General features: G+C 45.2%; 11 protein-coding genes and 1 pseudogene. 3 read left to right on the forward strand and 9 right to left on the reverse strand.

The genetic code is table 11. The annotated features are described in order from the left end of the window. The first annotated feature begins 600 nt into the window (after nt 1–600). Complete coding sequence (locus H525_RS29370) at nt 601–762, forward strand: hypothetical protein (protein ID WP_211236983.1); 162 nt, start codon at nt 601–603, stop codon at nt 760–762. A 108-nt stretch (nt 763–870) separates the two neighbouring features. On the opposite strand, the gene H525_RS0106455 is transcribed toward H525_RS29370, so the two are convergent. The 4 genes and pseudogenes from H525_RS0106455 to H525_RS0106480 all read right to left on the reverse strand — a co-directional run bounded on the left by H525_RS0106455 (nt 871) and on the right by H525_RS0106480 (nt 8,064). Next, on the reverse strand, nt 871–2,013 hold the full coding sequence (locus tag H525_RS0106455) for a Fic family protein (RefSeq protein WP_155837166.1): 1,143 nt from the start codon (nt 2,011–2,013) through the stop codon (nt 871–873). A 455-nt stretch (nt 2,014–2,468) separates the two neighbouring features. Continuing rightward, complete coding sequence (locus H525_RS0106460) at nt 2,469–3,941, reverse strand: aldehyde dehydrogenase family protein (protein ID WP_027415539.1); 1,473 nt, start codon at nt 3,939–3,941, stop codon at nt 2,469–2,471. Between the two features lie 247 nt (nt 3,942–4,188). Beyond that, nucleotides 4,189–6,311 (reverse strand): annotated as a pseudogene (locus H525_RS0106465) (sigma 54-interacting transcriptional regulator). A 382-nt stretch (nt 6,312–6,693) separates the two neighbouring features. Continuing rightward, the gene (locus tag H525_RS0106480; protein ID WP_027415542.1) at nt 6,694–8,064 is read right to left on the reverse strand and encodes a putrescine aminotransferase; all 1,371 of its coding nucleotides are present in this window, start codon (nt 8,062–8,064) and stop codon (nt 6,694–6,696) included. A gap of 360 nt (nt 8,065–8,424) precedes the next feature. Between H525_RS0106480 and H525_RS0106485 the strand changes: the two genes are divergently transcribed. Further along, nucleotides 8,425–9,777: an APC family permease gene (locus tag H525_RS0106485; protein WP_027415543.1), complete on the forward strand. Its 1,353-nt coding sequence runs from the start codon at nt 8,425–8,427 to the stop codon at nt 9,775–9,777. A gap of 89 nt (nt 9,778–9,866) precedes the next feature. On the opposite strand, the gene H525_RS0106490 is transcribed toward H525_RS0106485, so the two are convergent. The 3 genes from H525_RS0106490 to H525_RS0106500 form a co-directional block, all read right to left on the reverse strand. After that, nucleotides 9,867–10,613, reverse strand: coding sequence for a ComF family protein (locus H525_RS0106490; RefSeq protein ID WP_027415544.1), 747 nt, complete (start codon nt 10,611–10,613; stop codon nt 9,867–9,869). A 225-nt stretch (nt 10,614–10,838) separates the two neighbouring features. Then, on the reverse strand, nt 10,839–12,674 hold the full coding sequence (locus H525_RS25385; protein ID WP_051330850.1) for an ATP-dependent helicase ComFA: 1,836 nt from the start codon (nt 12,672–12,674) through the stop codon (nt 10,839–10,841). Between the two features lie 5 nt (nt 12,675–12,679). After that, nucleotides 12,680–12,904, reverse strand: a complete 225-nt coding sequence (locus tag H525_RS0106500; RefSeq protein WP_155837168.1) for a hypothetical protein — start codon at nt 12,902–12,904, stop codon at nt 12,680–12,682. 194 nt (nt 12,905–13,098) lie between these two features. Here H525_RS0106500 and H525_RS0106505 point away from each other — a divergent pair, with 194 nt between their 5' ends. Further along, nucleotides 13,099–13,542: a tetratricopeptide repeat protein gene (locus tag H525_RS0106505; protein ID WP_027415547.1), complete on the forward strand. Its 444-nt coding sequence runs from the start codon at nt 13,099–13,101 to the stop codon at nt 13,540–13,542. A gap of 135 nt (nt 13,543–13,677) precedes the next feature. Here H525_RS0106505 and H525_RS0106510 read toward each other — a convergent pair whose 3' ends face one another. Then, nucleotides 13,678–14,202, reverse strand: coding sequence for a hypothetical protein (locus H525_RS0106510; protein ID WP_027415548.1), 525 nt, complete (start codon nt 14,200–14,202; stop codon nt 13,678–13,680). Nucleotides 14,203–14,358: 156 nt separating this feature from the next. After that, complete coding sequence (locus H525_RS0106515; RefSeq protein WP_027415549.1) at nt 14,359–15,075, reverse strand: response regulator; 717 nt, start codon at nt 15,073–15,075, stop codon at nt 14,359–14,361. Nucleotides 15,076–15,088: the final 13 nt, after the last annotated feature.

Consider the following 15,088-nt stretch of genomic DNA (forward strand, 5'->3'; position numbering starts at 1 on the left):
GAAAGTATATGTTGCTTTAACACTGTAAAGCAACATATACTTTCCTTAACGATAAAAAAGGGCACTGTGTAACAGCCTTAGTGTCTGCCTTCCCTCTCTATATATACTTACCGAGGCATTATTTTATCTTCGTAATCGTTACAAATACTTCATTAGATTTAAGAGGCCATATCCACAAAATTTAGACTTGGATTATTACTTATCAAAGTTGAATTAAACGACCCAATTACTATCTTGTCTACAGACAAATAACAGGTTTCCAGAATGGCCCTTTCTTTTTCCGTACATTCTCCTGTAGTATTGGGGACCTCCGGTATCTTTACCATTTTAAATTTTTGAGGGTCATTAATAATTGTATTGAGCCAGTCCCCGTATAAGCCAAGCGAGTCAAATCCCTTGACTCCATTCTTCCATATTTCTAGAAGCCGTTTGCCAGAAACCAATTTATAATAATTTATTCTGCGGGTTTTATTTAAACGACCTCTATCACCTACAGGCGGGAGAAATAAATTCTAATAACTGTTTACTTAACTCAATATGTATAGAACATAAACAACAAAGAATCAACTCCCTAAAGAAATTCAGCCAGCTTTTACGCAGTTGAAAGTACTACAACATTTGAAAACCGCAGGTTTTAAAAAGCAATTTGGCTTTTCTTATTCGTATCTATACAGTTGGTTTACGCATGCCCCCCTCGTGAAGGAAGTCGTCGAAAGAGGACTCCATACCATCGGCATGGTCAAAGCGGACAATAAACGTTAAGAGCGAAGATGAGACACCACACTTATCCTAAGATAAATGTGGTGCTTCTACGTCGATTCAGTATTCTATTTTTTATTCCTTATATATCATTTTATCTTGAGAGAACAGCTATATATCATCTACTATACAAACAATATAATTACCGCGACTATCTCCTGATCTTATAACGCCTAATTCTTTTAGACGGCGTAGACCGTTTGTTATGCTTGGCGTGGATGCTTGAAGTGTATTATCAAACAAACTACGTTGGAATACCTCTCCATCCTCCATACGGGCAATAATTTGTAGCATGGTTCCTGCGTGACTTTTTCCCAGGATCTCAGTTAGATGTTTAACTCTGTCATAGCGTTGTAGCTCTTTAAGAACTTTTAACAGGGATTGATTCACACAGTTCAGATAGAACAGCAGAAAAGGGTTTAAATCCCCTTGCGTACCCGCCATTAGAGTGTCATAGTATTCATCAACGTATCGATCAATAAATTCCTCAACGGCAAAGGCATCTTTGATTTTGGATAAGTCCGGATGAATTAAACCAACTAATGTTGAAAAGGCGCGTGCAGTTCGTCCATTTCCATCAGGGAATGGATGAATGTATCCGATGAAGTGATGTGTTATGCCTGACAAGATAAGAGGATGGACTTTCTTACTGTGGTCCTCTTCGATTGAATAAGGATTTTCGTATCCTGTTACAGACGTATATAACCACTCGAAAAAAGCGTTCATATAAGCATCAATATCAGCAGAAGACGGCGGAACATAACTAACGTTTCCGTTTCCATCAGTTAAACTAACAGGGATTTTACGATAGCCTTCCGGATGGTTTGTTAAATTTTGCATTAATAATGTATGGAGCTTGATAAGTGTCCGTTCGTCCATATCATAAAAGTCATTTTCGGGTTGTAGTTTGTAAAGATAGTTATAGGCTTCAAAAACATTCGCTACTTCTATTTGACTTTTCTCTTTCAAACTTAGTTTTTTTGCTTTGTATCCTTCATATAAATATTGAACTTCTTTATACCCAAGCTTATTTTGTTCAATTTTTGTGGTGAAGTGCGCTGTACGCACCATTGAATTTCTTAGTATTGTTGGTTTCAGTGGGTGATCTTTTAATCCTAAACGAGCTAAGGCACCGATATTACGTTCGGCTTCAAATATTGCCTGCATAATTTCATAATCCTGATAATTGACATTTGGAATAAAGACGAGTTTTCCTGCTCGTTCCTCAAAATGTTTACCTTTAAATATATACATAATTACACCTCAAATTAGCATTAAATTTCCTTTATTTATAAGGGTTTATACTGTTTTTGTCAATCGTTAATTATCACAATAAATATCACATTTATTTATCATTTTTGACATAAATTTACCTTGTTATGCATATGCACTCGATATTTTTGTTTTTGTGCAATTTTCTTATATTAAAATACAGTTGTTTAATGTGAATATTTTTGAAGAGATAGGCACGACATCAGTAAATTTGGTACAAGGAAAATAAAAAAACGCAGCACCCAAAATAGGATGCTACGCTCTGCTTATACTTCACTTTTTCTTTATTCACCGGTAATCGTATTCCTAAACATTTTTGCCGAATATATAGTTTACAAAATCGAAGAAGGAAAGAGATCAGCCGCATCCTCCTCGATGGTATGCTTTTGTATTACTCATCCGATCCCCCCCTTTGCTTTACGGATCCTGTAATTTGTTTAGTTTTCAAACCAGCCTACCGGCTCCACCTGCAGATTAATGTTAATTTGCTTAACCTCGGTAAACTCATCATACCCGAAGGTGCCGAGCCCCCGGCCAATCCCGCTTTGCTTATATCCTCCCCACGGGGCTTCATTATAAGTTGGATGGTAGCTGTTAATCCAGGTGATGCCGGCCCGAAGCTTTTTAATCACACGCAGCGCTTTGGCGCCATCGCCGGTGAACACTCCGCCCGCCAATCCGTACGCCGTGCCGTTGGCAAGCTTAATTGCCTCCGCTTCATCTTTAAACTTTTGCACAGCGAGAACCGGCCCGAAAATTTCCTCCCGGACAATGCGCATCTCCGGGGCCGTATCCACAAAAATTGTCGGTTCCACAAAGTATCCTTTGTCCAACCCATTCTCTGTCAGACGGCTGCCCCCGCAAACGAGCCGGGCCCCCTCCTGCTTCCCAATTTCAATATAGCGAAGCACTTTTTCCATATGAGCCTGGCTAACGAGTGGTCCCATTTCAGTAGCAGGGTTATCACCGGCTCCTACGCGAATCGTGCGGGCTCGTTCCACCAACCGCTCCACAAAGCGATCGTGAATACTTTCTTCCAGAAGCAGCCGGGAACCGGCCGAACAAACCTGCCCCTGATTGGCAAAAATAGCGAATAGGGCATAATCAACCGCCGTTTCGAAATCGGCATCGGCAAAAACGATATTGGGCGATTTACCGCCTAGTTCCAGAGAGATCTTCTTGATATTGCCTGCCGCCGCCTTCATGATGCTTCGCCCCGTCACCGTGCCGCCTGTAAAGGAAACTTTATCAACGAGGTGGCTCTCAGCCAGTTCATTGCCTACCGTCGGCCCTGCCCCCATTACCATATTGGCCACGCCTTTCGGGATACCGACTTCCTCAATAATTTCAAACAGTTTAGCAGCGGTGACAGGTGTCACTTCCGATGGTTTAAAAACAATCGTATTCCCGGCAGCCAGCGCGGGAGCAATTTTCCATACAGACATCAAAAGCGGGTAGTTCCACGGTACAATCAGCCCACAAACTCCGACAGGTTCCCGCACGACCATCGCCTGCATCGGGTCCGCGACCGGATATGTCTGCCCGTCCGGTTTCGTTGCCAGCCCGGCATAATAGCGAAAGCACGCAGCAGCATCCGCCACATCAAATCGGGATTCACGCAGGGGCTTCCCGTTATCGAGGGTTTCGAGGCGGGCAAGCTCTTCCGCTCTCTCTTCCAGCTTATCGGCGATAGCAAACAGGAAGCGCGCACGCTGCGCAGCCGGCAATTCCGCCCATTCTCCGCCGTCAAAAGCTTCTCTCGCCACTTCAATTGCATGTCGCGCGTCGGCGGCGTCCCCTTCCGCAGCCCTTGCGATTACCTCCCCATTTGCCGGATTCACAATCTCGCGCGTTTTTCCGCTCTGGGCATCGGCCCATTCACCGTTAATGTACATTTTTAAATCAAGCATTTTTCTCATCCTCCCTGTTATGTTGAAAAATAAACACTTCCATTTTCCTCCCTTTTCATTGTCCATTTTTCTTAATTTTCCTGCAAATATAGTGCCAAGTATACATATTGAGATAATTATAAAAGGAGGGTTTCGTGTGAGACCATCGTTTATGCATAGATGAATAACCTAGTTATTTTTGCATGCAAAAAAACACCTCACCACTATCATGGGTCGTCCCGATAGCAGCGAGGAACAAGTAAAAGGTTTATATTTCTGCATGTGTTTGTTTTTGGATGATTTTCTGATATTTGCGGCTAACGGATGATTGGCTGATGCCTAATATCTTAGCGGCCATGGTCGTTGTTTTATATCGTTCCATCGCCAGCAAAATCAGCTGTTCTTCCACCACCTCAAGCGCTTCCTGGAGGGGAATAAGATGGGTGATAATCGGCTTTGCTTTCGTCGAAGCTTTCTTCCACTGAAGAAAATGATGAATATGGTCTGCATAAATGATGTCTTCCTCTGTTGTCACCACTACCCGTTCGATAACGTTTTGCAGTTCCCTTACGTTTCCGGGCCACGCATATACCTCTAATAAATTCAAAGCATCCGGATGAAGCTGAATATCCCTGTTATATTTGTTGTTTAGCTTCTGCAAAAAATGATAGGCGAGCGGCGGAATATCCTCCGGGCGTTCTCTCAGGGAGGGAATGCAAATCGGAATAACGTTTAAACGGTAAAAGAAATCCTCACGGAACTCCCCCTTTTCTACGAGTTGTTCTAAATTTTTATTGGTTGCCGCAACGATCTGCACATCCACCGGAATCGCTTTTGTACTCCCTATCGGAATGACTTCGCGCTCCTGCAGCACCCGCAGCAGCTTGACCTGTAAAGACAGCGGCATTTCCGCGATTTCATCCAAAAAAAGAACGCCCTGATCGGCCTGCTGGAAATATCCGTCCCTTCCCTTTGGATCCGCGCCGGTAAAGGCACCCTTCTCGTATCCAAACAGCTCGCTCTCCAGCAGATTCTCCGGGATGGCTCCACAGTTAATCTTTAAAAACGGCCGATTGGCTCGTGGGCCCAGCTGGTGGACCGCTTTAGCAAATACTTCTTTTCCGACACCGGACTCACCGGTGAGGAGCACGGTTGAAGAAAACCTTGCGACCTTCTCAATCTGTTTCATGATCGCGTCTATTTTCGGGCTATTATAAACAACATTCCGGTAAAGATTATCCCTGTTTTTTAAATCTTCCAACTCTTTTTTATACTGCTGGGACAGCTTTTTCATTTCAAGTAATTCGCTTTTAAGTTTTGTCGTTTCCGTAATATCTCTAAAAGCGATCACAATCCGCTCCAGATTTCCGGATTCATCAAAAACAGGATTGCCAATCACCATTATCTTTTTTCCGGCTGATGTATCTTTGATAACGGAAACTTTCCTTTTCCCTTCCATAACGAGCCGCGTCACGGAAGGTTTAAACCATTCCTTTTCTTCCACTTCAATGAGACTTTTCCCCACTATTTGGTGCAAATCAATGTCCCAGAAATCCTGCATTTTGTTATCACTAAAACGAAGTAGTTCCCCTTTGTTATTGACAACCAGGATCTGATCGTAAATCGTAGAAAGAATAGCCTGCAGGTCTTTATTTAAATCTTTTACATACCCCAATTCCATAGCCATTTCTTCGAGGGCGGGAAGATCCTGAACAATGATAATCATCCCTTTGACTTCATGCTCCCTGTTTAGTATCGGGCTGTAATCCGCGAGAATCCCCATTTCTGTCGTGATATGAAGCTGGTTTAACACCGTTTCCCCGGTCGTAAAAACACGGTCAATCTGTGCCGCCCCGAAAATTTTTCCGCCTTCATTACTGATGGAAGTTTATCTGCCTTCCACTTAATCATCCGAAGGCCTTCCTCGTTATAATTAATAATATATCCCTGCTTATCCAGCACAAAAATACCAAGCGGAATAGACGAAAGAATTGTGCGGAATAAATCGATGTTGTCGTTATCCTGCCGCAGCAATTCAATGATAATATCTTCTCTGCGCAGGTATCCGCATACTTCATCCTGCTGATTCTTGACAATGACGAATTCTTCGCCGAGTAGTTTGAAGAAGTCAGAAACGGCGATGTGAACATAAACATGGTAGACAAAATGAAGCGGGATAAGATTAGCCTGCAAGAAGGGGATCTCGCTCGTCTTTTCCGCATTTTCCGTGAGGATATCCTGTGTGCGTACATACCCTAATAATTCATCTTTCTTTTTCACAAAAACAATCGGTTCTTTATGGTCATGAAGGTACGCCTGAATGGCTGACAAAGACATGTCAGTGGAAATCGAATGAATCGGACGTATATTTTCAGGTGTAAATACCAGCAATAGAGCCATTCCCCCTAACGGATACCATGTCCATTTATTCTTTGCTTACCCTTATAGTATTACAGCGGGATCGGTTTATACAATGGATCCACACCGTTTTTCCGGTATGATGTTTGCTATTGATTGTTCATTTTCTATGGCAAATGAGAAAAACTCACCTCAAGGATGGAGACAATTGTCGGTCTGATCGACCTTCCGACCACACGCTCACATCGAAAAAGCAACGTTCGGCACACTCCCGCGAGTTTTTCTCAGGTGACCCATGGAGGAAATAAAAGCGGGGGGGCTTTTTCAGAGCCAGCCTCCCCCGCTTTACGCTTCATAAAAAGATATGGTATATTTTCCTGAACATAATCCAGCATCATTCCCGGTTACTCTCTGCCTATACAAGTACTTCTCTGCTCACTTCATTTAGAACTTTCGCAAGCATTTCACATACGCGGTCGCATTGATGTTTTTCAATGGTCAATGGCGGCTCAACCCGAATCGTTTTGGCGTTGATCAGCGTTCCTGCAACAAGCACACCGTTGTCAAACAATCCTTTTGACACTTCGTATCCAATCTCATCATTGACAAATTCAATACCAATCAGCAGGCCTCTCCCCCGTATTTCTACAACCTTATCCTCATGGCCTTTTGCGGCTTCTCTTAAGCCGGCAATCAGGTACTCTCCCATAACCGCTGCCCGCTCCGGAAGTTTCTCCTCAATGAGAACATTAATGGATGCAAGCGCAGCCGCACAGGCAAGCGGATTGCCGCCAAAGGTAGTGGTGTGAAGGAAGGGATTGTCAAACCAGTTCGAGAATACCTCTTCAGTTGCGATCGTGGCACTCGCCGGCATCACTCCACCGCCAAACGCTTTTGCCAGACACATAATATCGGGAACCACATCGTATTGCTCTGCACAGAACATAGTTCCGGTTCGGCCCATCCCGGTCTGCACTTCATCAAAAATGAGCAGAGCGCCGTAATCATCGCAAAGCTGGCGCAGCTTAGGCAAGTAATCATCAGGAGGAATAATGACTCCGCCCTCTCCCTGAATCGGTTCGATAATCACAGCCGCTACGTCCTCCCCAACCATTTGGCAGGCATGCATAGTTTTGTGCATCATATCGATATCCCCGAAAGCGACATGACGGAAGCCGTGGACAAGCGGTAAAAATGGTTTACGAAAGACGCCTTTGGCCGTCCCGGAGAGGGAACCCAAACTTTTGCCGTGAAACGCCCGCGTCGTGGCAATAAAGGTATTTCTTTTATCCCTGTTGTTGTGGTAAATCTTGGCCAGTTTAATAGCGGCTTCGATCGACTCCGTGCCGCTGTTGCCGAAAAACGAGTATTTTAAATCGCCAGGTGTGAGAGCAGCCAGTGTCTTGGCAAGGATAGCACGAAGCGGATCAAGCAAATCCTGGCTGTGAAGTGCCTGGCGGTCCAGCTGATCTTTCACCGCTTTAACGACTTTGGGGTGCCGATGCCCTACATTATAAATTCCAAAACCGCCCAGGCAGTCGATATACTCCTTGCCATTGACATCCATGAAACAATTGGCCCCGGAATCTTTCCACTCTACGGCAGCAAACTGACCGCCTTTTGTTACAGACTTTCTGTATTCCAAAAAACCTGAATTTACATAATCCCGAAACCCGTTGACGGTCTCACTCGTCACCCACTGCGACTCTTCCTTTGTAATTTCCGACTTGGAGATTAACTCCAGAACCTTCGAGGTATAGTCATAAATTTCGTTATATTCCTTCATACTCCATTTCCTCCCTAATCATTTTGATTTTAAACATTTTAAATGCAATTCACATGCCAGTTTTTTTGAAAACTGGAGAGCGGTACCAGCAGGGAATCGCCGGAATGGAGAAGGGCTCTTGCCTATGACAATTTGAATAACATTATGCATCTTTGCATAGTTTTTCAACTCAACACGAAGATCGGGACTTGCTCATCTACCCATGTCATTTTTCCGGCAAGACCCACTCCCTATTTTAAAAATACATGATATATTCAGAACAATCGTTATATTTTTGAAAATTGGCATAAGTATTGCTAGCGATATTGATTGACTGTCTGATCATACAGACACCAAAAACATTATGAGGAGGAATGATAGGTGGAAAAAGTAGTGACGTTGAAACGGGCACTTGGACTATGGCCCATTGTTATGCTAGGTGTAGGATATATGACACCAATGGTTGTATTTGATACATTCGGTATTGCCTCCCAGTCAACAAACGGGCTGGTCCCCCTCGCTTATATTATTGCCCTGGTTGCTATGTTATTTACCGCTTTTAGTTACGGGAAGATGGTCAAGGCGTTCCCAAGTGCAGGATCAGCCTATACGTATACACAGAAGACCATTAATCCCCATCTCGGTTTTCTTGTAGGATGGTCTTCGCTGCTTGATTATTTACTCCTCCCCATGGTTAATGCTTTATTGGCACAAATTTACCTCACTGCTGTTTTTCCGGACGTTCCAAAATGGATATGGGTCGTTGGCTTTGTTCTTTTTGTTACCTTTCTCAACATGTGGAGTGTTATTTCAACAGCCAATTTCAATACCATTTTAGTTGTGTATCAGTTCCTGGTCATTGCCTTTTTTATTGTTTTAGCGGTCAGAGAACTTACTCATGGAGCGGGTTATGGAAGTGTTCTCACTACTCAGCCGTTTTACAAGCAGGGAATGCATATATCAGCATTGGTAGCCGGCGCTACGGTTTTGTGTTTCTCCTTTTTAGGATTTGATGCCGTAACCACGTATTCTGAAGAAACACCAAATCCGGTACAAACCATTCCAAAAGCTATTTTGCTTACTGCATTTATAGGCGGCATTATTTTCATTCTTGGTTCATACTTTACCCAGGCGGTATTCCCGGATGTTTCAGCGTTTAAAAATCCGGACGCAACGTCACCTGAGATTGCACTTTATACCGGGGGCAGGGTATTCCAACTGTTCTTTCTTGCCGGCTCTCTTGCAGGAGTCATTTCTTCAGGGCTGTCCTCGCACGCCAGCGTGTCGCGCCTTTTATACGTAATGGGCCGGGATAACGTACTTCCAAAAAAATTGTTCGGGTATGTGCATCCGCGCTGGAGAACGCCTGTATTCAATGTCATCCTGGTGGGGTTCGTTTCCTTAACAGCCCTTCTGTTTAATTTGGAAACAGCAGCTTCCTTTATCAACTTTGGTGCGCTGATTGCTTTTACATTCGTTAACGTATCGGTGATTGCTCATTATACGGTTAAAAGGAAAAGATACAAAACGCTTAAGGATTTTCTTTCTCATGTTGTGATCCCCACCATTGGAGCCGCCTTTGTGGCCGTTCTATGGTATAACCTCGAGCACAATTCGTTTATGCTGGGCACCGGGTGGAGTATTATCGGCTTTATCTACCTCCTCTATCTGACGAAAATGTTTAAAATGAAGCCCATCGATATTCATTTTGAGGAGGCGGAGGAATCCGTGTAATCAAATCATGTACAACATGGAGTAGAATCCGGCCGTTCTACTCCATTATATGTTGCAGTCAGAATGGTTCATTCGTCCCTATCGGTGCCCTATCTCGCGACGGTCAATCCGTAGATTTTGGCTTCCGGTATTCCATGTTTTAACACGTAGGCGGCTTCATTCAGTGTACTGCCGGTCGTATAGATGTCATCGACAATAACGATCGTGCGTGTATTTTTTGCTTCCGATATTCGGTTTTCGCTAGACATTGTGCAATCCGCCAGTGTTCCGGCCCTGTCTGCATAATCGCTCCTGTAACGAAGAGTGTGGTCTAATGCATGCAAGCGGCCCTGCCGGTTTTTATGGCTTTGTTTTTCCGTTGCTCTTACTTTTTCCAGCAGGCCTGCTACTGGCACGCCCACGGCAGCCCCTAACAGACGTGCGAGTTCTTCCGCCTGATTGAAGGTTCGTTCATGCAGCCGGCTATCGTGGAGAGGAACGTATGTAATCAGGTCAATTCGGGGTAAATGTGATTTATCACAGATCCCCTTACTCTCCTTACTCTCCTTATTCTCCGTTTTGTAGTGCTTGTTCCATGCATAAATCAGAAAAGCGGCCAGTATTGGTGCGAGCTTGCGGTCTCCACGAAATTTATACCGCGCAATGAGTTCCTTCATTGTTTCATTATAGGTGGCGGCACTGCGGGAATAGGTCAGATACGTTTTGCCGCGGCGGCAGCAATCGGGACAGATACTGTTTTTGCTGCCGTCTATACTGCCGCCCGGCATCCCCTGGCTATGCAGCCATAACCTCCCACACCCTTCACAAATGGCATCCTTGTCAAGAAAAGTAAACATCGACTCACACCGGAGGCACAGCCGGCAGGGCAGCCTCCCCCGCCGAAATACTGCCATTCCACATAACAGACACGAATCAGGCTGCGGATATATCCAATTGATCATTCGTTGAAAAAGACGTACGCCTACACGGTTTGGATCCCGCACTGCATGGCCTCCCTCCTGAAGTATATAATGAATATACACACCTGCTTACTCCATTGCTAACGATTAACAAACGACCGATCATGTTGCTCCTCGCCCGCTGGCATTTGTCAAATAGCCCGCCTTTTTTGCGATACGGTTCATCGCTTTAATCTGCTTAACCGCGGCTTTCATCGCGCCCGTTGGTTCACCCGCCAAAAAAATAATCAGCCCATTCGGTGAAGCGGCGGATCGGCCGACGCGTCCCGCGATCTGGACAAGGGTTGCCTCATCAAAAATAGGGGCATTTGCTTGAAAGACCAGTACCGAAATGCCTGGTATGGTCACCCCTCGTTCCATAATCGTTGTCGTAACTAGAAGCTTAATCCGGCCCTGCCTCATAGCCGATACTTTCTCTTCCCGTTCTGAATCAGCAGCATGCACAGTTTCTATCAGTCCTGACCAGCGTGGGTCGAGGGCAAGCACATACTCTTTAATTACCGATAACTGATAAACCGCATGAACAAAAATAAAACCCGGTGCGCCGTTTTGCGCCAGATATTGCAGAAAGCGCTGAAACGAAGAAATTGGACTTCTACTCTTTAAACGATTGTTTAATTTTGCTTCGGTCCTGATAACCGGTACGGGCAGCGGGTGCCCATGATAGCGAAGCGGAATTTTTTCATGGGGCAAATACATCGGATGCCGGGGCTGTTGCTTCATTCGCAGTTGATGCTCACGGCGGGGTGTAGCGGTTAAATAGATGGTTTTCCCGGCAATTTTCCGGGAACGTTGAACGGCAAACGGCAGCAAATCGTCATTCGTATACGGATACGCATCTACTTCATCAACGATGACCAGGTCAAAGTGACGATAGAACCGCAGGGCTTGATGGGTAGTAGACAGGACAAGCGGGGCACGGGTCCATTTTTCCTTCGATTTGCCGTGCAATACGCCGATTTCGTAAAAAGGAAACGCCTGACTAAGGCGTGGGGCCAGTTCTAATACGACATCGCGCCGTGGCGTCGCCCACAGTATACGAGCCCCCTCGCCTAACGCATACAGCAAAACAGGAAACATCACCTCCGTCTTTCCGGCACCGCATACCGCCCAGATTAAAAACTCGTCCCCTGCGCACCGCTGCCCGTTTTTCCACTTTTGTAAAAATTCCAGGAGTTTTTTCGCGCCTCCCTGCTGCGCAGGAGTCAGAGTGGGAAATCGATCGAATACATGTTGCCATCTATAAGTCTGCATGCCATTCCCTTTTCCATTCCTTTTCCCATTTCCGTTCTCAGCCCGGCCCTCGCCTTGATATTCACCGTCATTTACCACATTTCTTCCTGCCTCATTTTTGCTTGGGTCATTTCTCCCTGCATGGTTTTTGCCAGGAGCGTTTTTACTCCCCCACCTACAACTATCCGTCTGTTCCCCCGGTATCAAATAATACGGTGTACACGAAGTGCTTCTTCCCATCGTCAGGCATCGTCTGCAGTATGCGCACAGCTTGTTGCACCGCTGGCAAAACACCACATGAATGTCTTCCCCACTTGCATTGCAGCGGTTGCAGTGATACCATTGCGTTTCCTTTATCGTTTTCTTTTCCAAATCTTGTGCCGCCCTTCCCCTCCGGATGGCGGACCATACATGGTAAAGGGAAGCAAAAAAGGAGAGAAAGCTTCTCCCCTTTTTCTCCTGGTGCCCTATGTTCCCGAACTCGACGCTTTCAACTTTGGCACTTTCGACTCTGACGCTCTCCACTCCGTATTTCCGTTCGATCTTTTTTTCAAGAATCAGTTGTTCAATGGCGGCGGTTACTTTCTTCCGTTCTAAAAAATGGCTGCCGCCGGCCGATGATTCGATCATCCACCAGAGTTCATCTTCGAGCAGAGCCCGCCCTTTTATCACTTCATAAATTTGTGCGATTACCTGTTCATCCATCTTTATCAGCTTGCGTTGTACCCGAGTTTTTGTTCTGCTGCGACTTCAACCTTGCTTTTTATTTCTTCTTTGCGATCCCGCTGATGCTTTTGAATGACCAGTTCCCCATTGCTTCCTATGGCGAACTCCACCTCGTCCAGCGGGCTGATTCCTGCCTTTGTCAGCAGTTCCTGCGGCAATTGCACATGTCCCCCGTCACCTACAATAACCTTTACCATCTCAATCATCATCCTTCCAAGTATGATTTGGGACGCCCCCCACGTTGCCTAACCATCTTGTTTGTCTCTATGCATTCGACAAAAACCCATATTTTTCCTCTTGTTATTTCTTTTATTTTTTCGTTTTTCGTTCGACAAATTATTACAATTTTTTCCGTTTAATTCATAAGGAGAGTGGACAAACTGAGAAATAAGGAGGTGGCAAGATGACACTGTTAAAGAAGAAATGGATGCGGCGAATTTCCCCGGGGGTGGGAGATAAGGTGCCCCATGTTTATATAAACGAGACCGACCCTTCTTACTACGAAAAATTGCTTCGATTTAATCGGCACAATGTAAAAGCACTTTACCAGTTGGGAAGAACATGTGAAAAGTCCGGGCATTTCGAAAGAGCGCGATCCTACTACGAAAAGGCCATCTCTATTCAACCGTATGAACCAGCGGTCGGCGCGCTCCTGCTTCTTCGGCGGAAGGAACAATGGCTGGAAATTCAGAGGGAGCATAAGAAGAAAGAAGCGGCGCTGATGTCGAAGAAATGGGGAGCACAGCGAAAGCAAGCGACAAGAAGTAAATTCGTTCAGTCTATCATTATTACCCTGCTCATTTATCTCATCGCTATCATCTTAACATTTGGCGTTGTGCTAAACTAAACGATTACGTTTGGCCGGGTCATGGTTCATACAAGGGAGTAAAACATAAATCTGACTCATCCAAAAACCAAAAAGGATAGCCCATCTATTCGCAGGACGTGCGAATAAATCGGCTATCTTTTTTGTTCATTATGCTTACGTTCGCAAGTCAATGTTCCACGTAAGAACTTCCCGAGGCGCTGCTCCTGTTTTTGCTTCGATTCCGGCATCAGTTTTTGCCTCCGCCTCCGCTTCTATCTCTGCCTCTGTTATCTCTGCTTCTGCTGTCCCTTCCCCATTTTGCGGCTGTTTGGCCGGTACCCATTCCTGTATAACATGGATTTCCTGCAGCAGTCCTGTGAAGTCTCTTTCCAGGTGATATAAAATAGGTAGCGTTAAATCCTTTGAACCGCTATCATATGCCCGAATGGAAACGGGTACGCCTTCCTGCAGCGAGACCCACTGGATATTCCTGATGACATACTCAAGCTGATCTTGCGAATTTCCTGTCTGCAGTTCCACCTGTTTTACCCTGCTATTTTTTTCGGTGTCATTTTTTTCAGCCGCAAGCGAAGGGATTGGGAATGAAAAAATCCATTTTCCCAGTCTGGGAATCATAGCGACCGCTATCAAATAGACAACAATCGTCGTAAACGCCGTAAATGCAAAAGTAGCCCACACGGCATTTCCCCTCCCTCTCCTTACAGCGTATGCAGCACGCAACAGCAAAGTGAAGGGGCGGCTGATGTATGGCAATAAACCTAACAAGCATACAGCAGCAAATCCGTCCGGGCTTACCCTTGATTTACAAACGGGTACTGATTTACAAGCTTTTTATTACGCAAGCTTGACCCAGCCGTTTTTAATAGACATAACAACAGCCTGGGTGCGGTCCTGTACATCAAGTTTCTGCAAAATACTGCTCACATGATTCTTAACAGTTTTCTCGCTGATAAACAGTTCTTCACCGATAGCGCGGTTGCTTTTTCCCTCCGCCATCAGTTGGAGAACTTCGCGCTCCCGCGGTGTAAGCGCTAAAATATTGCTTTCCTTATCACCGGCGCCAAGTTCGCTTACATCGCTCATCAGCACGTTTTCTTCCACGCTTTTCTCAATGCTGCTTAGACGACGAAACTCGTTAATGAGTTTGCCTGTCACTTTCGGGTGGATGTACGCCTCACCGCGCGCCACAGAATAAATGGCATCGATTAACGAATCGGAATCCATCTCCTTCAGAAGGTATCCGGATGCGCCGGAACGCAGAGATTTGTATACATAATTCTCATCATCATGGATCGACAAAATAATAATGTGGGAATCCGGGGATTGTTCTTTAATCCGCTGCGTGGCGAGAACTCCGGTCATTTTGGGCATATTAATGTCCATAAGAATCACGTCCGGCTGATGCTCAAACGCCATTTCGAGCGCCTCTTCCCCATCGGAAGCTTCACCCACCACGGTAAAGTTGTCCTCCATTTCCAGAATGCGTTTGACCCCCTCACGAAACAGCTTATGGTCATCCACTAATAAAATCGTTATATTGTTTTCGTTCATATTTTTCCTCCTG

Origin of the sequence: Aneurinibacillus terranovensis DSM 18919 (assembly GCF_000430625.1) — a bacterium.
GTDB classification, from domain to species: domain Bacteria; phylum Bacillota; class Bacilli; order Aneurinibacillales; family Aneurinibacillaceae; genus Aneurinibacillus_B; species Aneurinibacillus_B terranovensis.